Genomic DNA, 20,249 nt, shown 5'->3' with positions numbered 1-20,249 from the left:
GTCCCCCCAGCAAGCACGAAAACCCCGCCCGGACGGGCGGGGTTTTCGTCACAGCCGAACGAGGTCAGGTGCAGTGGCTCCAGCCGGACTTCCAGGTCTGGCCGCCCCACGAACCGCCCCAGATCACGCATTTCTTGTAGGCGGGCAGGCGGATGGGACCCGCGTATGCGGTGAACTTGCCGGCATTGCTGGCGCTGGCGCCTCCCTTGACCTGGAGGATCGCATTCATGTGCACCTTGCCCGGATGAACCAGGCGCGACATCGTGACCACGCAGTTCTTACGGGCGGCCGAGTTGTAGAGCAAGTAGATCGTGGCGTTGGAGCCCAGGGCCCGAGAGTTGATGATCTTGTAGCCGGAGCCACACAGCGCGACGGGCTTGAAAGGGTTCGGCTTCGGCGCGACGGTGGGCTTCACAGTGGGCTTGGCGGTCGTCGGCCTGGCGGTCGGCTGGCTGGGAACCGTCCTCGTCGGGGCGGAGGTCGGCGGTGCCGACTCCTGTGTCGTCGGCTCCACGTCCGGCTCGACCAGGTTGGTCTTCTTCGTCTTGGTCGGGGACGGCGTGGGCTCGGGCTCGGGCCGCTTGGTCGTGACCTGGGGCCTCGGAGCTTCGGTGACCGGGTTCGGGACCTGGGAGATGGGCTCCTTGCCCTGCTTCTCGGTCTTCTCGGGCTCCTCCGGCACCTCGATGTCCAAGGTGGGAATCGGCTGGGAGGTGTCCGTCGGGATGACCGGGTCGGCGGTCGGACCGGCCGTCGGCGGCTCGCCCTGGCCGGCGCCGGAACCGTCACCCGGGCTGTGCTGGCTGGTGTCCCGCACGGCCACCACCGGGACCTCCCGGCTCTGCGCCTGCACCACGACGGCGCCGACGACCACGAGCAGGGCCGCGGCCGCGGCTCCGGACAGGGCGAAGGTCAGCGTGCGGCGCTGCTTCGCGGGCGCGCCGTCACCGGGTAGCGAGGAGCCGCCCGGCCGGGCCGGCCCGCCGGGGCCGCCTGGGGCTCCGGCCTTGAAGGGGCCGGGGCCGTGCGGTGGCATGCCGGACGCGGCGGCTTGGTGGCCGCCGAGCGGTGCGCCCGCCTGCGGGCCTCCCTGGGGCATGCCCGCCTGCGGACCGTTGCCGGGCATCGCGGGCTGGTGCCCGCCGGGTGCCCCGGGGTGAGGGCCACCGGCAGGGCCGGGCTGTGAGCCGCCTGCCGGTCCGTTCGTCATCGGGGAGCCCTGGGCGGGGCCGTTGTGCGCGGCCGCGGCCGGGCGGCCATAAGGCCCGGTCTGCGGAGGGCCGGGCTGGCCCGGCTGCGGCGACGGGATGGCCTGAGGGCCGGTCAGCTGCGTCCAAGGGCCCGGATAGGAGTCTTGGCCACCCTGAGAGGGGCCGCCTTCGGCTCCGGGGCCGCCCGCGGTGCCGGTGCCCGCCACCGCGGCTGCCGCCGCCGGGCCCGCGGGCGTGCTGCCCGTCACCGGTTCGATGGCGGACTTCGGGGCCGGCTGGCCGGTCAGGCGGGTGATGAGCTCGTCGGCGCTCGGCCGCAGCGCCGGGTCCTTGGACAGGCAGGCGGCCACCAGTTCGGCCAGCACGCCGTCCATGCCGCCCAGCTGCGGTTCCTCGTTCAGGATCCGGTTCATCACCACGGGAATGGAGTCCGCGCCGAAAGCGGGCTTGCCCGTCGACGCGAACACCATCGTGACGCCCCAGGCGAACACGTCGGCCGCCTCCGCCACCGGGGCCCCGCTGAGCTGCTCGGGCGCCAGGTACGAGGGCGTTCCCATGGCCATCCCCGTGGCGGTCGCGCCGGGGGAGTCCAGCGCGCGGGCGATGCCGAAGTCGATCACGACGGGACCCTCGGGTCCCATGAGCACATTGGCGGGCTTGAAGTCGCGGTGCAGGATCCCGGCGCGGTGGATGGCCGCGAGCGCGGTGGCCGTACTGATCGCGAGCCGTTCCAGCGCCGCCCCTCGGCGCGGCCCCTCGTTGATGACCAGCTCACGCAGAGAGGGGCCGGGGACGTACTCGCTCACGATGTACGGCCGGCTCCCGTCCAGGTCGGCGTGGAGCACGGGAGCGGTGCAGAACCTGGCCACCCGCTGCGCCACCGCCACCTCGCGCAGGAAACGGGTCCTGGCGTCGGCATCGGCCACCAGGGCGTGATGCAGCAGCTTGACCGCGGCCTGTTCGCCGGAGTCGTTCTTGCCCAGATAGACAACGCCCTGGCCACCCTCGCCGAGCCGGGCGACGATGTCGTACGCCCCCAGCCGCCGCGGGTCGTCCGCCGCCAACGGCTGGAACTGATTCACGTCGGACCCCCATCACAACCCAATAGATGAGGCAAGACGCTACCAGCGTGATGCTTGAGGCGTCTGCTGGACCTAACAGAAGTTTCGTGTTTTGACCCAGGAAGTCAGTGTTTCGTCCCTGGTGGTGTGCGCGTTGACGCCCAAGGTCACGGGTTGGTCAAGCCCGCTCAGATCGCCTTGCCCGGGTTGAGGATGCCCAGCGGGTCGAACACCGCCTTGATGCCCCGCTGGACCTCCGCGGCCACCGGGCCGGCTTCCATGGCCAGCCAGCGCTGCTTGAGCAGGCCCACACCGTGCTCCCCGGTGAGCGTGCCACCGAGCTCCAGCGCGCGGGTGAACACCTCGTCCGCCGCCGCCCACACCTCGGCCGGCGGCTCCGCCATGCCCCGGTCGAAGATGAAGACGGGATGCACGTTGCCGTCCCCGGCGTGCGCGACGGTGCAGATCTGCACCCCGTGCCGGGCCGCGGACTCCTCGATCGAGGTGATCATGTCGGGCAGCGCGGAACGCGGCACGCACACATCCTCCACCAGGCACGCCCCGAGCCGCTCCTTGGCGTCGTAGGCCATCCTGCGCAGCCCGATCAGCTCCTCGGTCTCCTGCGGGCTGGAGGACACGGCCACGAACGAGGCGCCGTTGTCCATGCAGATGCGCTCCATCCGCTCGGCCATCGCCTGCCCGTCCGCCGCGTCGGATTGGCCGATCAGCATGGCCTTCGTGCCGGCCTCCAGCCCGAAGTTGCGCATATCGTTGATGGCCTTCAGCGTGGCCCGGTCGAGCAGCTCCATGAGCGACGGCTGGCAGCCGGCCGCCATGATCGCCGACACGGCCGCCCCCGCGTCCCTGAGCGAGCCGAACTCGGCCGCGAACGTCGCGGGCGGCCCGGCCGGCGCGCGGCGCAGGCGTACCGTGGCCGCGGTGATGACGCCCAGCGTGCCCTCCGAGCCGACGAACAGGCCGGTCAGGTCGTAGCCCGTGACGCCCTTCATGGTGCGCCGGCCGGTGTCGAGGATCCGGCCGTCGGCCAGCACGACTTCGAGGCCGAGGGCCGAGTCCCTGGTCACGCCGTACTTCACGCACCGCAGCCCGCCGGCGTTGGTCGCCAGGTTGCCGCCGATCGTGGAGATCTCGTACGACGACGGGTCCGGCGCGTACATGAGGCCGTGCTCCCGTGCGGCCCGGTCCAGGTCGGCGGTGATCACGCCGGGCTCGACGACGGCGATCTCGTCGGCGGGGGAGAGCTCTCTGATCGCGGTCATCCTGGCCAGCGACAGGATGATCGCGCCGTCGCCGGCGACGGACGCGCCCGCCAACCCGGTGCCCGCGCCGCGCGGCACGACCGGGACCCGGTGCTCGCTCGCCCACTTCATGGTGGTGACCACGTCGTCGCGGGAGGCGGCGAGCACGACGCCGAGCGGCTTGCCGGGCTCCAGGAACGTGCGGTCGCGCGCGTAGGAGTCGATGACGTCGGGGTCGGTCAGGACGCGAGCATCGGACAGGGAGTTCACCAAGGCATCAATCGGTCTCACACCCAGCAGCCTATGGTTTGCGCAGCGCGGCCCTAACGGACAAACTGCCCAGGTGAAAGTCAGGTGCCCGGTGTGTTCGGAGACTGACCAGGTTGTCGCGGTCCCCGGAGCGGTCGCGGCGGGGACCACGTACAAGATCGGGCGTGTCAGGTTGCCCGGCGCACGCGAGATCGCCGATCTGCCCACCGGGCCGGCCCTGGGCGCGTCCAAACACGTCATGAGCCGGACGCAGCTGGCGGTGTGGCTGTCGTTCCCCAGCCGCCACTACACGCCGTGGGCGAGGAACCAGGGCTACATCCTGCTCTGCGCGGCCGCGCTGATCCACCTGGTGGTGTCGCTGGTGATCGCGATGGGGCAGGACGCCCAGTGGGGCGAGGTGCTGCTCGCGCCGTTCTGCCTGACCGGCCTGTTCTGGGGGTTCGGGCTGCTGAACGTGCTCGGCTCGTACGGCGCCCGAAAGCGCGACCACGTCGAGGCCCCGGCCAGGGAGCAGGCCCTGGCCGTCTGGAAGAGCCTCTACTACTGCGCCCGCGACAACGTCGCCTTCGAGCCGGGGGTCGGCGTCTCGTTCCATCCGAGCGAGACGCGCGAGTACATCTTCGGCTTCAGGTCCGGCCGGTAGCCTCAGCCGCGCTCCTCCGCGACCAGGCGGACGCAGACGGCCAGGCCGTCGATGGCCTGCGCCAGCTCGTCCGGCTCCGGGTAGGTCGGCGCGATCCTGATCGTGCGGTCCGCCGGGTCCTGGCCGTAGGGGTGCGTGGCGCCCGCGGGCGTCAGCGCGATGCCCGCGGCCTTGGCCCTGGCCACCACCTCGGCCGCGTGCGGCACCTCCAGGCTGATGAAGTAGCCGCCCTTGGGGCTCGTCCAGGTCGCGAGGTCGCCGAGGCGCTCGCTCAGCACCTTGTCGACCAGCTCGAACTTCGGCCCGATCAGCTCGGCGTGCCGCCGCATGTGCGCGGCCACGCCGGCGGCGTCGCGCAGGAACTCCACATGACGCAGCTGGTTGATCTTGTCCGGGCCGATGGACTGCTTGCCGGTGTTGTACAGGAACCACTCGACGTTCGCCGGCGAGCCGCCGAAGAACGACACGCCGCCACCGGCCAGCGTCACCTTCGAGGTGGAGGCGTAGACGAACACGCGGTCGGCGTTGCCGTGGGCGGCGGCCAGCGCCAGCAGGTCGGCCAGCTCGGCCGGGGTGTCGGTGAGGTGGTGCACCGCGTACGCGTTGTCCCAGAAAATCCGGAAATCGGGGGCGGCGGTGGGCATGGCGGCCAGCCGGCGTACCGTCTCGTCGCTGTAGACGACGCCGGACGGGTTGCTGTACTTCGGCACGCACCACATGCCCTTGACGCTCGCGTCGGCGGCGACCAGGCGCTCGACGACGTCCATGTCGGGGCCGTCGGCGTTCATGGGCACGGGGACCATCTTGATCCCGAGCCGCTCGCAGATCGTGAAATGCCGGTCATAACCGGGCACCGGGCACAGGAACGTGATCTCCGGTTCCTCCACCCAGCGGCGCGCCGCGCCCGGCACCGGGGTGAGCAGCGCGTGCACCACCGTGTCGTGCATGAGGGCCAGGCTGGCGTTGCCGCCCACGACGAGCTGCTCGGCGGGCACCTGCAGCAGCGGCCCGAACAGCTCGCGCAGCTCGGGCAGGCCCTGAAGGTTGCCGTAGTTGCGGCCGTCGGTCCCGTCCGCCGCCCTGTAGGTCGACGGCAGCTTGAGCATGTCGTCGGAGAGATCGAGCTGGCGCGGCGACGGCTTGCCTCTGGTGAGGTCGAGCGAGAGCCCTCGCTGGACGAGGGCGGCGTAGTCACGCTGAGCGGTCACGAGATCTCTCCTCCGAGTCGGTTCGGTTACGAAGGATAGAAGACGCCACCAGGTGAGCCGGTAAATATCCGCAATGTGGGACGGCGTCCGGGGCTCGGCCGGGGCCGGTCAAAGACATGGGCGGCGAATGTTAAAGAACGGCTTCCCGTGCGGCGATCGTTGGCGTGGAATGGGTACATCGGGGCAAGCCACGTTGGGCTGCCTAGGCGGTCCAGCGCAGTAGCGGTCTCTGCACCTACCACTCCGCACAGGAGGGAGCAGCCGTGACGACCGTTCGAGAGACCTCGATGGAACAGGTCAGGCGCCGCCGCACCGGGACCGTCGCCGTCTCCTGGCTGTCGACGACCGACCACAAGGTCATCGGGTATCTCTATCTGATCACGTCGTTCGGGTTCTTCCTCGCGGCCGGCGTCATGGCCATGATCATTCGCGCCGAGCTCGCGCAGCCCGGCATGGACCTCGTCAGCCAGCAGATGTACAACCAGCTGTTCACCATGCACGGCACGATCATGCTGCTGTTGTTCGCCACGCCGCTGTTCGCCGGGTTCGCCAACGTGGTCATGCCGCTGCAGATCGGCGCGCCCGACGTCGCCTTCCCGCGGCTGAACGCGGTGGCGTACTGGCTGTTCCTGTTCGGCGGGCTGATGGTGCTGGCCGGGTTCTTCGCGCCGGGCGGGGCGGCGGACTTCGGGTGGTTCGCGTACACGCCGCTGTCGTCGTCGATCTACTCGCCGCAGATCGGGGGCGATCTGTGGATCATGGGCCTGGCCATGTCCGGGCTCGGCACGATCCTCGGCGCGGTCAACTTCATCACCACGATCGTCGGGATGCGGGCGCCCGGCATGACCATGTTCCGGATGCCGCTGTTCACCTGGAACGTGCTGCTGACCAGCGCAATGGTGCTGATGGCGTTCCCGGTGCTGGCCGCGGCGCTGCTGGTGCTCGAATCGGACCGCAAACTGGGCACGCAGGTCTTCGCGAGCGAGAACGGCGGGCCGCTGATCTGGCAGCACCTGTTCTGGTTCTTCGGCCACCCCGAGGTCTACATCATCGCGCTGCCGTTCTTCGGGATCATCACCGAGGTGATCCCGGTCTTCAGCCGCAAGCCGATCTTCGGCTACATGGGGCTGGTCGGCGCCACGATCGCCATCGCCGGGCTGTCGATGACCGTGTGGGCGCACCACATGTTCGCCACCGGCCAGGTGCTGCTGCCGTTCTTCTCGTTCATGACGTTCCTCATCGCGGTGCCGACCGGGGTGAAGTTCTTCAACTGGATCGGCACGATGTGGCGGGGGCATCTGAGTTTCGAGTCGCCGATGCTGTTCGCCGTGGGCTTCCTGGTGACGTTCCTGATCGGCGGGCTCACCGGGGTCATCCTCGCCTCGCCGCCGCTGGACTTCCACATCAGCGACACCTACTTCGTCGTCGCCCACTTCCACTACGTGGTGTTCGGCACGGTGGTGTTCGCGATGTTCGCCGGGTTCTACTTCTGGTGGCCGAAGATGACCGGCAGGATGCTCGACGACCGCCTCGGCAAGATCCACTTCTGGACGCTGTTCGTCGGCTTCCACACCACGTTCCTGGTGCAGCACTGGCTGGGGCAGCTCGGCATGCCCAGGAGATACGCCGACTACGGCGCCGGCGACGGCTTCACGCTGCTCAACCAGGTCTCGTCCGTCGGCGCGTTCCTGCTCGGCGCCTCCACGCTGCCGTTCCTCTACAACGTGATCAAGACGACCAAGCGCGCGCCCAAGGTCACGCTGGACGACCCGTGGGGCTACTGCAACTCGCTGGAGTGGGCCACGAGCTGTCCGCCGCCGCGGCACAACTTCGTCAGCATCCCGCAGATCCGCTCCGAACGGCCCGCTTTCGACCTGCACTATCCCCAGGAGGAGGCGGAACAGCCCTCCGTGGTGGAGCAGGGCGAGGCCCCCGAAATCCCGCCGCGCGAGGAGACCCCCGGCTGACCCTTCCCCGAACCGGGGCGCGGTGCTTGTGTGGAGGTGACGTTTCGCCCATCTAAGGAGATCGGCGATGACAGGCACGAAGATCCCCTTCGACCCCGAGACGGCCCCCTGCGGCGAGAGGTCCGGTGGTGAGCGCCTCGTCGACGACGACGGCTACGGCCTGGTGATCCGTGACCAGTTCTTCGACTGCGGCTGTCGCCGGATCAGGCACGAGTACCACGACGGAAGCATCCATCTGTCCGCCATCCGCCACGACGGCAAGCGGGTGAAGGACCCGATCCAACCCGACCACGGGAGCTGAACGAACATGATCGACGTGCTCATCGTCGGAGGAGGCGGAGCGGGCCTGCGGGCGGCCATCGCGGTCGCCGAGCTGGACCCGTCGCTGAAGGTGGCGGTCGTGTCGAAGGTCTACCCGATGCGCAGTCACACGGTCTCCGCCGAGGGCGGCGCCGCCGGGGTGATCGGCATCGGCGACACTCTCGACGAGCACTGCTACGACACGATCTCCGGCGGTGACTGGCTCTGCGACCAGGACGCGGTCGAGGCGTTCGTGGCCGAGGCGCCGCGCGAGCTGATCCAGCTCGAACACTGGGGCTGCCCGTGGAGCCGCGAGAGCGACGGCCGCGTCGCGGTCCGCCCGTTCGGCGGGATGAAGAAGATGCGCACCTGGTACGCCGCCGACAAGACCGGCTTCCACCTGCTGCACACCCTCTTCCAGACATCCCTGAAATATCAGGACGTCATCAGGTACGACGAGTGGTTCGTCACCAAGCTCGTCGTCGACGACGGCCGCGTCCACGGCGTCGTGGCCGTCGAGATCAGGACGGGCCGCATCGAGACCATCCCGGCCAGGACCGTCATCCTGGCCACCGGCGGATGCGGCCGCGTCTTCCCCTTCACCACGAACGCCGCCATCAAGACCGGCGACGGCATGGCCCTGGCCTACCGCGCGGGGGCGCCGCTGAAGGACATGGAGTTCGTCCAGTACCACCCGACGGGCCTGCCCTTCACCGGCATCCTCATCACCGAGGCGGCCAGGGCGGAGGGCGGCTGGCTGCTCAACAAGGACGGCTACCGCTACCTGCAGGACTACGACCTCGGCAAGCCCACGCCCACGCCCAAGCTGCGCAGCATGGAGCTGGGTCCGCGCGACCGGCTCTCCCAGGCGTTCGTGCACGAGCAGGAGATGGGCCGCACCGTCGACACCCCGTACGGCCCCGTGGTCTACCTGGACCTGCGCCACCTAGGCGAGGACAAGATCGACACCCGCATCCCGTTCGTGCGCGAGCTGTGCAGGAGCTACCAGAACCTCGACCCGGCCACCGACCTCATCCCGGTACGCCCGGTCGTGCACTACATGATGGGCGGCGTCCACACCGACATCGACGGCGCCACCCCCGTCGCCGGGCTGTACGCGGCCGGGGAGACCGCCTGCGTGAGCATCAACGGCGCCAACCGGCTCGGCTCGAACTCGCTGCCGGAGTGCCTCGTCTTCGGCCGCCGGGCGGGCATCGCCGCCGCCGAGTTCGCCCGCTCCCACCGGGACGCCGAGGCGGCGGCCGTACGCAGCCAGGGCGATGACGAGCGGCGGCGGTTGGAACGCCTGCGCGAGGGCAGCAGGACCGGCGAGCGAATCGCCGACCTGCGCGAGCTGATGCAGCACACGCTTGAAGGGGCGGCCGGCATCTACCGCGCCGGCGACGTGCTCACCAAGGCCGTCGACACGCTCGCCGACCTGCGCGAGCGCGCCGAGGAGGCACGTGTGGACGACACGAGTGCCGCGTTCAACACCGAGCTGATCACCCTGCAGGAGCTGCACGCCATGCTGGAGATCGCGCAGACGATCGTGGCCTGCGCGCTGAACAGGCAGGAGTCGCGCGGCGCGCACCAGCGCACCGACTTCACCGCCAGGAACGACGAGACCTACCTGGCCCACTCGCTGGTGCACCGCGCGCCCGACGGCACGCCGTCGGTCGGGCTGCTGCCCGTGACGATCACCCGCTGGCCTCCGGGAGAAAGGGTCTACGGCCGTGACTGATACGACCGAAGCGGTACGGCAGGAGGCGGGCACGCGCACGATCAGGATGAAGGTCGCGCGCTACCGGCCCGGCGAGGACGCCGAGCCGGCCTTCCAGGGGTACGACGTGCCGCTCATGGCCGACTGGGCGGTGCTCGACGGGCTCAACTACATCAAGGACCAGCTCGACGGCAGCCTGTCCTACCGCTGGTCGTGCCGGATGGGCGTGTGCGGCTCGTGCGGCATGACCGTCAACGGCGAGCCCCGCCTGACCTGCGGCACCTTCCTCAGCGAGTACGGCGAGGGCCCGGTCGAGATCGAGCCGTTGAAGGGCTTCCCCGTCATCAGGGACCTGGTCGTGGACATCGACGACTTCCTGGCCAAGCTGTCGTCGGTGCGGCCCTGGCTGATCAGGGAGGGCGAGGACCTGCCGCTGACCACCGAGTACGCCCAGACGCCCGAGCAGCTGGAGGCGTACAAGCAGTACAGCATGTGCATCAACTGCATGCTCTGCTACTCGGCCTGCCCGGTCTACGTGCTCGACCCCGACTTCCTCGGCCCGGCCGCCATCGCCCTGGCCCAGCGTTACAACCTGGACTCGCGTGACATGGGCGACAGGTTCGACGTGCTCAACCTGGACGAAGCCGTGTGGGGGTGCACCTTCGTCGGCGAGTGCACCCGGGTCTGCCCCAAGCACGTGGACCCGGCCGAGGCCATTCAGCGCTACAAGCTGACCGCCGCCCTGCGCTCGGTCCTGCCGTGGAGCAAGCGATGAGCGACGAGAGCATCCCGGCCGCCAGGGTGGGCTACCGGCCCCGGCGCGACCACCTGTGGTTCGCCCGCAGCCGCAACTACACCGTCTTCGTGCTGCGCGAGCTGACCAGCGTCTTCGTGGCCTGGTCGATCGTCTTCATCCTCATGCTCGCCAGCGCGGTGTTCGGCGGCGGCCTGCGGGAGTTCGCCGTGCTGGCCGCCCAGCCGTGGATGATCGCGATCAACGTGGTCGCCCTCGCCGCGACCTGCTTTCACGCCATCACCTTCCTGAACCTCGCGCCCAAGGCCACCGTCGTCCGCCTGGACGGCTGGCGGGTGCCCGCCTGGATGATCCAGGGCGGCAACCACACGCTCTGGGCGCTGATCTCCGCCGTGATCGCCTACTTCGTCCTGAGGTCGCCATGAAGCGCACGCCGGAGCCGTACCTGTGGCTGCTGTTCAGCAGCGGGGGAGTGGTGGCCGCGCTCCTGCTGCCGGTGCTCGTGCTGCTGTTCGGCGTGCTCATGCCGCTCGGCGTGCTCGACTGGCCCAGTGCCGAGCACCTGCGCGCGCTCGTGGACCATGTGCTCGTCCGGCTCGCCCTGCTCGTGGTCGTCGTGCTGTGCCTCTTCCACGCCGCGCACCGGATCAGGTTCACCAGCGAGGAGCTGCTCGGCATCGCCAGGTTCGACCTGTTGATAGCGGTGATCTGCTACGGCGGCGCCATCGCGGGCGGCGTGGTGGCCGCGCGCCTGATGTTCTAAATGTCGTAGTTTGATCACGTTTCAACAACGTGCTTTACGACCGGATTATTAAGGCCTTAGCGTCCGGCATTGCACACCCCTATGGCCATGCGCCCGGCAGATCCCGGGCAGAGAGGGTTCCTGGTGCCCAAAACGAAGCGCTTATTAGCGGCCTTCCCGGCGGTGGCTCTCCTCGGCGCCGCCCTGTCCGCGCCCACCGCTCAGGCGGAGTCCGTTGCCGGCTATCAGCCGTCGGCATCGGACTTCTACATCAATTACGCTCCGCCCCAGGTCGAGAACGATCCACAACAGCCGGGCCTCACCGGCCAGAACGCGCGCTCGCTCACCCCGGCGCAGAAGTTCGACAGGAAGTTCACCAGCGGAAACCCGGCCGCCGGCCGCATTCTCGCCGCCCGCGAGAACGAGGCCATCAGGACCGGCCGCAACCCCGCTGAATGGATTTTCAAGAACTCCAAGCAGACCCGCACGGCCAAGCTCCTGACCCTGCTCGTCGAGTTCAACGAGCAGGCCAACGACGACTTCTCCGGATTCAACCGGCTGCGCACCGTCAACAGCGGGACCGACGACTGCCTGGTCGAGCCCCCGGGCACGGTCAAGAACGGTCCTCTGCACAACAACATCCCCGACCCGGCCACGCTGCCGCACAAGGACAACAACTCCTTCTGGGTCAAGGACTTCAGCCCCGAGCACTTCAACAAGATGCTCTACACCGACAAGGGCATCACCGAGCGCGTCCGCCCCGACCTGAAGGACCCGCGCGACGGCAAGTCCGGCATCGACATCTCCGGCTTCACGATGAAGAAGATGTACGAGGAGATGTCGAAGGGCGCCTACTCGGTCACCGGCTCGGCGGTCGGCTGGATCAAGGTCCCGCACTCCGAGGCCTGGTACGGCGCCGCGGCCTGCGGCGGCGCGCCCCAGGACATGTCCGGCCACCCCGACAACCCGCTCGGCGCCCAGCAGCTCGCCATCGACTCGGTGGACACCCTGGCGCAGACCCAGCCGGACTTCCCGTGGGCCGACTACGACCTCGAGGACATCTCCGACGCCGACGGTGACGGCAACTTCCAGGAGCCCGACGGCGTCATCGACCACCTGGTGCTGGTGCACTCCGGCAAGGACAAGTCCTCCGGCGGCGGCGCCGAGGGCACCTACGCCATCTGGGCGCACTCCAGCGCGGTCGCCGGCGGCTACAAGGTCCCCGGCACCGACAAGAAGATCTCCAACTACATCGTGCAGCCCGAGGACTCCGGCGTCGGCGTCTTCGCCCACGAGTACGGCCACGACCTGGGCCTGCCCGACCTGTACGACACCTCGGGCCAGGCCAGCTCGGCCGTCGACTTCTGGGACCTGATGTCCAGCGGCTCCCACTCCGGGCCGATCTTCCAGTCCATGCCGTCCCACATGGGCCTGTGGGACAAGTGGGTGCTCGGCTGGGCGAACCCGAAGGTGTTCAACCCGGGCGACGCCGCCAAGCTCGTCACGGTCGGCCAGTCCTCGCGCACGCCCAAGCTCACCGCCGACGGCGTCCGCGTCAACCTGGCCTCCACACCGCTGAAGATGATCGACGTCCACAGCGGCGCGAACGCCTGGTGGAGCGGCCTGGACCAGGATTGGGCCAACCTCACGCTGACCCGCGACCTGCCCGTCCCCGCGGGCACCGATCTCAGGTTGTGGATGTGGAACAACTACGTGATCGAGCAGGACTGGGACTTCGGCTTCGTCGAGGTCTCCACCGACGGCGGCGAGACGTGGACCCAGCAGAAGGTCTTCGACGAGGCCGGCAACGAGGTCAGCACGCCCGACGACTACCCGGACCCGAACAAGAACCTCAAGGCCTTCGGCAACAAGAAGTACGGCCTCACGGGTGACAGCGGCGGCTGGCGGCACGACTACGTGAACCTCACGCCGTTCGCCGGGCAGACGATCAAGCTGCGGCTGACGTTCAACACCGACGCCGCCTTCCAGGAGCGCGGCTGGCACGCCGACGACTTCCAGCTCACCAACGGCGGCACCGCCGTGTGGAGCGACGACGTCGAGGGCGGCGACAACGGGTGGAAGGCCGTCGGCGGCACGTTCACCAACACCAGCGGCCAGGGCTGGACCCGCAACAACGGCGAGCGCGAGATCTCCCGCTTCTACCTGGCCGAGTGGCGCAACTTCGACGGCTTCGACAAGGGCCTGCAGTACGCCTACGACACCGACTACTCCCGCGACGGGGCGTGGAAGGTGCAGAAGATCAAGTACAACGCGCCGGGCCTGCTGGTGTGGTACCGCGACTCGACGTACATCAACAACAACCTCGGCAGCACCCTGCGGCTCCCGCCGAGCCTCGGGCCCAAGGGCAGCCTGCTGATCGTGGACTCGCACTACGATCCGCTGCGCCGCACCGGGACCGCGGCCGAGAAGGACCCGACGGCCAACAAGAACCTCCAGGGGCGCGTCCAGACGTCCAACGCCGCGTTCGGGTTCGGCAAGACGTACCCGTTCAAGGAGTGCCTGGAGGCGCCGGACGAGCCGTTCAGCGAGTACTGCACGGACTTCCCCGCGCAGAAGGGCGTCTCGGCCTTCACCGACGCCAAGACCTGGTACCCGGGCCTCGAAGTGCTCAACGGCGCCCTCGCCTACCGCGACTTCGACGCCTCGGTGGTCGTGCCGTCGAAGGGCGACCAGACGTACACCACTCGCGTGGTGCACGCGGACGGCACCCCCGCCACGGAGCTGTACGGCCAGGTGGCCGCCGGCTCGGTGCTCGGCACCGGCAACCCCGGTGACGAGGGCAAGGCGCTGGGCGTGCAGTTCAAGCTGGTCAGCCCGCTGCCGGGCAACCTGGGCGCCATCGTCCAGGTGGTCCCGCCGAAGAAGTGAAGCAAGGGGCCGCCGGGGTTCCCGGCGGCCCCTCCGCCGCCCGCGGCCGATGTCGGCCGAAGGTAGCGGCTGATGCGCCTACGATTGATGACCATGAGCGAACTGCGCACCAAGACCGAGCACACTGAGGCGATCCTGAGGGATCGCCGGGTGGCTGTGGTGGTGAACACTCGCTCGCGCCGGGGCCGCCGCCACTACTTCGAGGTGATCGAGCAGATCCACAACCTCGGGTTCGAGCCGCTGGCCGAGCTGTCGGTCTACAACCCCAAACGGCTGCGCGACCTGCTCGACACGGCCCTGGAGACCAATCCCGACCTGCTCATCGTGGGCGGGGGCGACGGCACTCTCTCCTCCGCCGTGCGCCACGTGGCACACCGCGACGTGGCGCTCGGCGTGCTGCCGCTCGGCACCACCAACAACTTCGCCCGCAGCCTGGGCCTCCCGCTCGACCTGGCCGGCGCGATCAAGGTGTTCGCCACCGGCAAGGTGGCCGACATCGACCTCGGCATGGCCGACGACCGCGAATTCGCGAACCTGGCCAGCTTCGGCGTCTCCGTCGAGGTGGCAGGCAAGGTCAAGCCCTGGCTCAAGCGCATCATCGGCCGCCCCGCCTACCCGCTGACCGCGCTGACGATCCTGCCGAACCACAAGCCGTTCCGGGCCTACATCACGGTCGAGGGGCAGCGCCACGAGCTGCTCACCCACCAGCTCAACATCGCCAACGGCCGCTTCCACGGCGGCTGGCAGGTGGCCAAGGACATCAGCATCGACAACGGCATGCTGGTGGCCTACCAGCTCGGCTCCGGCAAGAAGCTGCGGCTGCTCGGCGAGACCCTGATCAGGGCGACCACCGGCCGCTGGCGCAGCCTCGCCGGGGGGCCGTTCGTGATGGGGCGGGAGATGCTGCTGGAGACCGACCCGCCGATGGCCGCCGACGTGGACGGCGAGGTGCGGCTGCGCACCCCGATCCGGCTCCGCGTGGTCCCGAACGGGGTACGCGTCATGGTCCCGGCCTCCTTCGAGGACCGCTGACCCGCCGGCGCCCGAGCCCGTAACCACGGCCGCGCCCACCGCGGCGATCCGTCGCCGACAGGACCCCATGCCGCCGCCAGTGAGCGCGTCAGGAGTCCGCCAGCCTCCGGTACGCCGGGGCGAGCGTGCGCGCCAGGTCACCGGGCGGCGGGAAGACGCGTAGCAGCAAGTCCGGGGCGGCGGTCGCCGGGCGGCGTTCCGGACGGTGTGCCGTCGCGGCCGGGGCGTAGAAGTCGGCCAGCCGGTCGGCGAACGGCACGTCCAGCACCCGCAGCCGATCCTCCGGCACCTCCGCCAGCGATCCCAGCAGCTGCTCCCGGGTGCGCCCGCGCCAGGCCAGCACCAGGAACGGGTCGTCGTCGAACGACTCGGCCAGCAGGTAGAGCACCGCCGACAGGTGCTTGCACGGGAAGCCCCAGTCGGGGCACGAGCAGTCCATGTCCAGATCGCGCGGGAACAGATCCACCCCGAGCGCGGCGAACAGCTCCTCGATCTCCGTCGGCATCTCGCCGGCCAGCAACTTGGCCCGGTAGACGGCCTGCGCCGCGATGGCCTCCTCCAGCGCGGCCCACCGGCGCTCGCCGTACGCCTCGATCTTGACCTCGACGTTGTACGGGGTGCGCCGCGAGCCCTGCACGGCGGCCTTGACCTCGCCAGGGGACAGGTCGATCGACAGGACCTGGCCCTGGCGGGCGTAGGCCCGGCCGCGCGTGAGGCGGCCCTTGTCGCAGATGCGCTCCAGGATGTCGATGAACCGCCGCGACCACCAGGTCGAGCCGATGGAGCCGCGCCGGGTGCGGGCCCTGATGCCGCCCTCGACCTTGATCGGCCCGTCGTACCAGCCGGACATCGTCAGCTCACCCCTTCGGCCGTGAGGCGGAAGACCTCGCGCAGCTCGTCGGTGGACAGGTCCGTCAGCCACTCCTCGCCGCTGCCGACCACCCGCTCGGCCAGGGCCTTCTTGCGCTCGATCATCTCGTCCACGCGTTCTTCCAGCGTGCCCGCGCAGATGAGCTTGCGTACCTGCACGTTCTTGCGCTGCCCGATGCGGAAGGCGCGGTCGGTGGCCTGGTCCTCGACGGCCGGGTTCCACCAGCGGTCCACGTGGATCACGTGGCTCGCGGCCGTCAGGTTGAGCCCGACGCCGGCCGCCTTGAGCGACAGCACGAACAGCATCGGCTCCGTGTCGTTCTGGAACCGCTCGACCAGGCGGTCGCGGGTCTTCTTCGGCAGCCCGCCGTGCAGCCACAGGACCGGCCGGTCCAGCCGCTGCGCCAGGTAAGGCTGCAGCAGCGTGCCGAACTCCGCGTACTGGGTGAACAGCAGCGCCTTCTCGCCCTCCGCCAGGATCTCCTCCGACAGCTGCTCCAGACGGGTCAGCTTGCCCGACCTGCCCGCCAGGCGGGAGCCGTCCTTGAGCAGGTGGGCCGGGTGGTTGCAGACCTGCTTGAGCTTGGCCATGGCCGACAGCACCAGGCCGCGCCGCTCGATGCCCTCGCTGTCGTCGATCTTGGCCAGCATGTCGTCCACGACCGCCTGGTAGAGCGAGGCCTGCTCCGGGGTGAGGGGGCACCACTCCTTGACCTCCAGCTTCTCCGGCAGGTCGGAGATGATGGACTTGTCGGTCTTGAGGCGGCGCAGGATGAACGGGCCCGTCGCCCGCCTGAGCGCCCGGGCGGCCTGCTCGTCCTGGCGGGCCTCGATGGGCTCCTGGAACCGGGTCCTGAATCGCGAGCGCGGCCCCAGCAGCCCCGGATTGGCGAACTCCATGATCGACCAGAGCTCGGCCAGGTGATTCTCGACCGGGGTGCCGGTCAGGGCCAGCCTGGTGCCCGTCGGAATCGACCGTACGGCCTGGGCCTGCAACGTCGCGCTGTTCTTGATCGCCTGGGCCTCGTCGCAGACGATCCGGCGCCATTCGTGCCGCTTGAGCGTCTCCAGGTCACGCTGCGCGGTGCCGTAGGTAGTGATGACGAGGTCGGCGCCGGCGAACTCGGCGGGGTCGCGGCCGCTGCCGTGGTGCACGTAGACGCGCAGCCCCGGGGCGAATCTGGCGGTCTCCCGCTGCCAGTTGCCCACCAGCGACATCGGGCACACCAGCAGCGTCGGCGTGGTGGCCCGCTCGTGGACGAGCAGCGCCAGCGTGGTGACCGTCTTGCCCAGCCCCATGTCGTCGGCCAGCACCCCGCCGAGGCCCAGCTCCGACAGGAAGCTCAGCCACGCCAGGCCGCGCTCCTGGTAGGGCCGGAGCGTGGCGTCCAGGCCCCCGGGCGTCCTGATCGGTTGGAGCCGCCGCTCGGCCTGGCCGGACAGCAGGTCGCCGAGCACGCCGTCGGCGTCGACCTCCAGCAGCGGCAGCTCGTCGTCGGCACCCTGGATCACCTGTCGCAGGATGTCGGCCGCCGCCGCCTCGCCCGTGCGGTTGCCCTCCACGGCCCTGAGCGCCGCCTTGAGCTGCCTGTCGTCCAGCTCCACCCACTGGCCGCGCACCCTGACCAGCGGCACCTTCAGCCGGGCCAGCTCGGCCAGCTCCGCCTCGCTGATCGTCTCGTCGCCCACCGCCAGATCGACGCGGAAGTCGACCAGCTCGCGCATCCCGAACCCCTGGCTCACGGCCGCCGTCTGCGTCTTGGTCCTGGTGGTCAGCTTCAACCCGAGTCTGGTGCGGCCCGCCCAGCGCGGCAGCTGCACCCCGAACCCGGCCGCCTGCAGCAACGGCGCCGCCTGCCGCAGGAACCCGAACGCCCCCGCCGTGTCCAGCCTCAGCTCCCTCGGCCGCGGGACGCGAAGGGCGCGGTCGAGCTCGGGATAGAGCCGGACGGCCCGGCCCAGCCCGGCCAGGAACTCCCGCTCCGGGCTCGCGGGCAGGCCGGGCAGGCCCTGGCCGCGCCACACCTCTTCGGCCGGGACGTAGAGGCTGGGGTCGTCGGCGGCCTGCAGCGCCAGCTCCACCCGCCAGTCGTCGGTATCGGCCGGCTCCAGCAGGCGGAAGCACACCCGGGCCGCGCCCTCGGCCGTGGTCGCGCCCGCGTGCCAGCTCTCCAGCTCCTGACGCAGCTCCGGGACGTCGGGGCAGGACGGGTCCGCGCCGGTCAGGGCGGCCAGCCAGCGGTCCTGGAGGGTCCTGGGGCGGGCGATGAGCGGCTCCGTGAGGGCCTGGCGGACGAGGGCGTCCGTGAACGCCTCGAGCGCCTCACGCAGGACGTCGGCGGAGGGGCGCTCGGTGCGGGAGGTACGGCACGCGGGCGGCATGGCCAGCGCCAGCTCCCGGAAATATCCGGCATCGAGCCCAGTCACCACGGGCCGCCACACCGCCCGCGCGTCAGCCCCGGGAATCGCCCACATGGACTGCGCGTCGGGCAGGGCGGCGGTGGCGCGGACGAGTTGCGGGATGACGCGGCCGCGGCCCACCAGGTCGCGGGCGAAATCGGCGACGGCGGTCCAGTGGCGCACGGTGGCGGTGCCGCCGGTGTGCTCGGCCAGCACCCGCAGCGCCTCCGTGGCGGGCGGCACGACAGCCGGGACCTGCCACAGCCGCAGCCGGGGCCGGGCCGCCTCCAGCAGTCGCCCGGTCTCCGGCGACGGCAGCGGCTCGCGGGCCGAGCCGGGAAGCAGCAGCTCCAGTGTCCCGACCGGCGCATCGTCGAGGCCCAGCATGGCGGCGACGCCGGACGCGGCCACGGCAAAGGGGTGCGGACGCGAAACCCCACTCCGCCGAGATCGACCACCAGCCGATGGCGCGGCTGCGGCGGGGTTGTGGGAGGCGGGATCGCCGTCGGCGGCCTCCGCCCAGAAGGCGAGCCCATCCGCCGTCCAAACCCCGTGTACCAGCACCAAGGCAGGTTACCTCCGCCCACGGAAGATCAGGTTCGTTACCACTGCTGGATCTTCTCGAAGGAGGAATCGAGGGTTGCGGGTGAGCTTATATAAGTCATTTCTGAAGTAGTAGAATAAATGGTATGAACCCTCCCGGATCGTGGTGCGAGCGGCCCAAGCCGCAGGTTCCCTCCTGCGAGCTCCCGTCCCCGTGGAGCAAGCCGAAGCAGCCGGAAAACTGGTGTGAGGTGCAGAAAGACCCGGTGCTGTCGGTTCTGGGATTCCTGCTGAAGGCCGCTAAGCGGTAGCAAGGCGCGATAGAAGGCCATTTGTCTGGGTAGTCGCCTTCCTCAGCGGAGGAGGCGAACGTCGTGAACGACACCCACAAGTTGGTCAACGACCTCTCCGAGCAGGTCTCCAGGCTCGTCAAGGACGAGCTTCGCCTGGCCAGACTGGAGCTCGCGGAGAAGGGCAAGCGCGCGGGTCTCGGCGCGGGCCTGTTCGGCGCGGCCGGGACGATCGCGTTCCTCGGCGGCGCCGCGCTCGTGACGGCTGTTGTGCTGCTCCTCGCTCTGGTCATGCCCGGCTGGGCGGCCGCCGCCATCGTGGCGGGCGCTTTGTTCATCGTCGCCGCCCTGCTGGGCCTGATCGGTAAGAGTCAGGTGAAACGGGCCGGCCCTCCGGTTCCGACGGAGGCCATCGCGAGCGTCAAGGCCGATATCGACATGGTCAGGGAGAAGGCACGTCGATGAGCGAGACCGACCCCGGATACAGCGAACAGCACGCCGGCAACGTCGGCGCGCGCAGGGCGACCGTGGGCACGCCGACGGAGGGCGAGTCCATCAACGTGCCGCCGACGCGCCCCGGTGCGGCGGAGAACGCGCGGGAGGCGGAAGCCGCCCGTGAAGGACACGAGACATTCATTCCCCAAGCCCCCATACGAGATGAGCGGTCCGAGGACACGGAGAGCCTGCGGACCGAGGAGGAGTCCTTGCGAGGGACGCAGGGGGACTACGGCGAGGAAGAGGCAGACGTGCGCAAGAACATCAAGGAAACGCGAGAGGGTCTCGGCGAGACGGTGAACTCGCTGGCCGGCAAGGCCGATGTGAAGGGCCGGGCGAGCAGCGCGGCTGAGACGGCCAAGAGCAGGGCGGCCGGCGCGGCGGAGACGGCCAAGAGCAGAGCGGCCGGCACGGCGGGGACGGTGAAGGACAAGACGTCAGAGACGGTCGGCAAGGTCAGCGAGACGGCGCAGGAGCAGGTCCAGGAGGTCACGGCGGTGCTCAAGAAGCGGCCCGTGCTGCTCATCGCCGCCGCGGGCACCGTGGTCGCCTTCGTCGTGCGCCGCGTGATCCGGCGCCGCACGGCCAAGTAGGG

Annotated in this window: 17 protein-coding genes; 12 read left to right on the top strand and 5 right to left on the bottom strand. The window is 69.9% G+C overall.

The genetic code is table 11. The features are described from left to right. Window positions 1–64: 64 nt before the first annotated feature. Both ACTMTI_RS30010 and ACTMTI_RS30005 read right to left on the bottom strand, forming a co-directional pair. Entirely contained in the window at window positions 65–2,293 is a 2,229-nt protein-coding gene (locus tag ACTMTI_RS30010; protein WP_441123911.1) for a protein kinase domain-containing protein, read from the bottom strand. 167 nt (window positions 2,294–2,460) lie between these two features. After that, window positions 2,461–3,822, bottom strand: coding sequence for an FAD-binding oxidoreductase (locus ACTMTI_RS30005; RefSeq protein ID WP_441123909.1), 1,362 nt, complete (start codon window positions 3,820–3,822; stop codon window positions 2,461–2,463). 70 nt (window positions 3,823–3,892) lie between these two features. Here ACTMTI_RS30005 and ACTMTI_RS30000 point away from each other — a divergent pair, with 70 nt between their 5' ends. After that, the gene (locus ACTMTI_RS30000) at window positions 3,893–4,444 is read left to right on the top strand and encodes a hypothetical protein (RefSeq protein WP_441123908.1); all 552 of its coding nucleotides are present in this window, start codon (window positions 3,893–3,895) and stop codon (window positions 4,442–4,444) included. A 2-nt stretch (window positions 4,445–4,446) separates the two neighbouring features. Here ACTMTI_RS30000 and ACTMTI_RS29995 read toward each other — a convergent pair whose 3' ends face one another. Further along, entirely contained in the window at window positions 4,447–5,652 is a 1,206-nt protein-coding gene (locus tag ACTMTI_RS29995) for an aminotransferase class I/II-fold pyridoxal phosphate-dependent enzyme (RefSeq protein ID WP_441123907.1), read from the bottom strand. Window positions 5,653–5,939: 287 nt separating this feature from the next. Between ACTMTI_RS29995 and ctaD the strand changes: the two genes are divergently transcribed. The 8 genes from ctaD to ACTMTI_RS29955 all read left to right on the top strand — a co-directional run bounded on the left by ctaD (window position 5,940) and on the right by ACTMTI_RS29955 (window position 15,056). Then, the gene (ctaD, locus tag ACTMTI_RS29990; RefSeq protein WP_441124031.1) at window positions 5,940–7,619 is read left to right on the top strand and encodes an aa3-type cytochrome oxidase subunit I; all 1,680 of its coding nucleotides are present in this window, start codon (window positions 5,940–5,942) and stop codon (window positions 7,617–7,619) included. Window positions 7,620–7,686: 67 nt separating this feature from the next. After that, on the top strand, window positions 7,687–7,920 hold the full coding sequence (locus tag ACTMTI_RS29985; RefSeq protein WP_441123906.1) for a hypothetical protein: 234 nt from the start codon (window positions 7,687–7,689) through the stop codon (window positions 7,918–7,920). Window positions 7,921–7,926: 6 nt separating this feature from the next. Next, the gene (gene frdA, locus ACTMTI_RS29980; protein ID WP_441123905.1) at window positions 7,927–9,660 is read left to right on the top strand and encodes a fumarate reductase (quinol) flavoprotein subunit; all 1,734 of its coding nucleotides are present in this window, start codon (window positions 7,927–7,929) and stop codon (window positions 9,658–9,660) included. Continuing rightward, the gene (gene sdhB / locus ACTMTI_RS29975; RefSeq protein ID WP_441123904.1) at window positions 9,653–10,414 is read left to right on the top strand and encodes a succinate dehydrogenase iron-sulfur subunit; all 762 of its coding nucleotides are present in this window, start codon (window positions 9,653–9,655) and stop codon (window positions 10,412–10,414) included. Before frdA ends, sdhB begins: the two co-directional genes overlap by 8 nt. Then, complete coding sequence (locus ACTMTI_RS29970) at window positions 10,411–10,818, top strand: hypothetical protein (protein ID WP_441123903.1); 408 nt, start codon at window positions 10,411–10,413, stop codon at window positions 10,816–10,818. Before sdhB ends, ACTMTI_RS29970 begins: the two co-directional genes overlap by 4 nt. Further along, on the top strand, window positions 10,815–11,156 hold the full coding sequence (frdD, locus tag ACTMTI_RS29965; RefSeq protein ID WP_441123902.1) for a fumarate reductase subunit FrdD: 342 nt from the start codon (window positions 10,815–10,817) through the stop codon (window positions 11,154–11,156). The genes ACTMTI_RS29970 and frdD overlap by 4 nt, the downstream gene beginning before the upstream one ends. Window positions 11,157–11,279: 123 nt before the next feature. Then, window positions 11,280–14,024 carry an immune inhibitor A domain-containing protein gene (locus tag ACTMTI_RS29960; protein ID WP_441123900.1) on the top strand — a complete coding sequence of 915 codons (2,745 nt, stop codon included), beginning with the start codon at window positions 11,280–11,282 and terminating at the stop codon, window positions 14,022–14,024. Between the two features lie 93 nt (window positions 14,025–14,117). After that, a complete protein-coding gene (locus tag ACTMTI_RS29955) occupies window positions 14,118–15,056 on the top strand; it encodes a diacylglycerol/lipid kinase family protein (protein ID WP_441123899.1) in 939 nt (312 codons plus the stop codon). An 88-nt stretch (window positions 15,057–15,144) separates the two neighbouring features. On the opposite strand, the gene ACTMTI_RS29950 is transcribed toward ACTMTI_RS29955, so the two are convergent. Further along, complete coding sequence (locus ACTMTI_RS29950; RefSeq protein ID WP_441123898.1) at window positions 15,145–15,906, bottom strand: SWIM zinc finger family protein; 762 nt, start codon at window positions 15,904–15,906, stop codon at window positions 15,145–15,147. Between the two features lie 2 nt (window positions 15,907–15,908). Then, complete coding sequence (locus tag ACTMTI_RS29945; RefSeq protein ID WP_441123897.1) at window positions 15,909–18,893, bottom strand: DEAD/DEAH box helicase; 2,985 nt, start codon at window positions 18,891–18,893, stop codon at window positions 15,909–15,911. Window positions 18,894–19,015: 122 nt separating this feature from the next. Between ACTMTI_RS29945 and ACTMTI_RS29940 the strand changes: the two genes are divergently transcribed. The 3 genes from ACTMTI_RS29940 to ACTMTI_RS29930 all read left to right on the top strand — a co-directional run bounded on the left by ACTMTI_RS29940 (window position 19,016) and on the right by ACTMTI_RS29930 (window position 20,247). Beyond that, window positions 19,016–19,180, top strand: coding sequence for a hypothetical protein (locus tag ACTMTI_RS29940; protein ID WP_441123896.1), 165 nt, complete (start codon window positions 19,016–19,018; stop codon window positions 19,178–19,180). A gap of 63 nt (window positions 19,181–19,243) precedes the next feature. Then, a complete protein-coding gene (locus tag ACTMTI_RS29935) occupies window positions 19,244–19,624 on the top strand; it encodes a phage holin family protein (protein ID WP_441123895.1) in 381 nt (126 codons plus the stop codon). Next, on the top strand, window positions 19,621–20,247 hold the full coding sequence (locus tag ACTMTI_RS29930; protein ID WP_441123893.1) for a DUF3618 domain-containing protein: 627 nt from the start codon (window positions 19,621–19,623) through the stop codon (window positions 20,245–20,247). The genes ACTMTI_RS29935 and ACTMTI_RS29930 overlap by 4 nt, the downstream gene beginning before the upstream one ends. The last annotated feature ends 2 nt before the right edge of the window (window positions 20,248–20,249 follow it).

This window comes from Nonomuraea sp. H19 (assembly GCF_052068215.1).
Taxonomy (GTDB): domain Bacteria; phylum Actinomycetota; class Actinomycetes; order Streptosporangiales; family Streptosporangiaceae; genus Nonomuraea.
The sequence above is the reverse complement of the archived record's forward strand: the minus strand, read 5'-3'. Positions and strand labels throughout refer to the sequence as shown.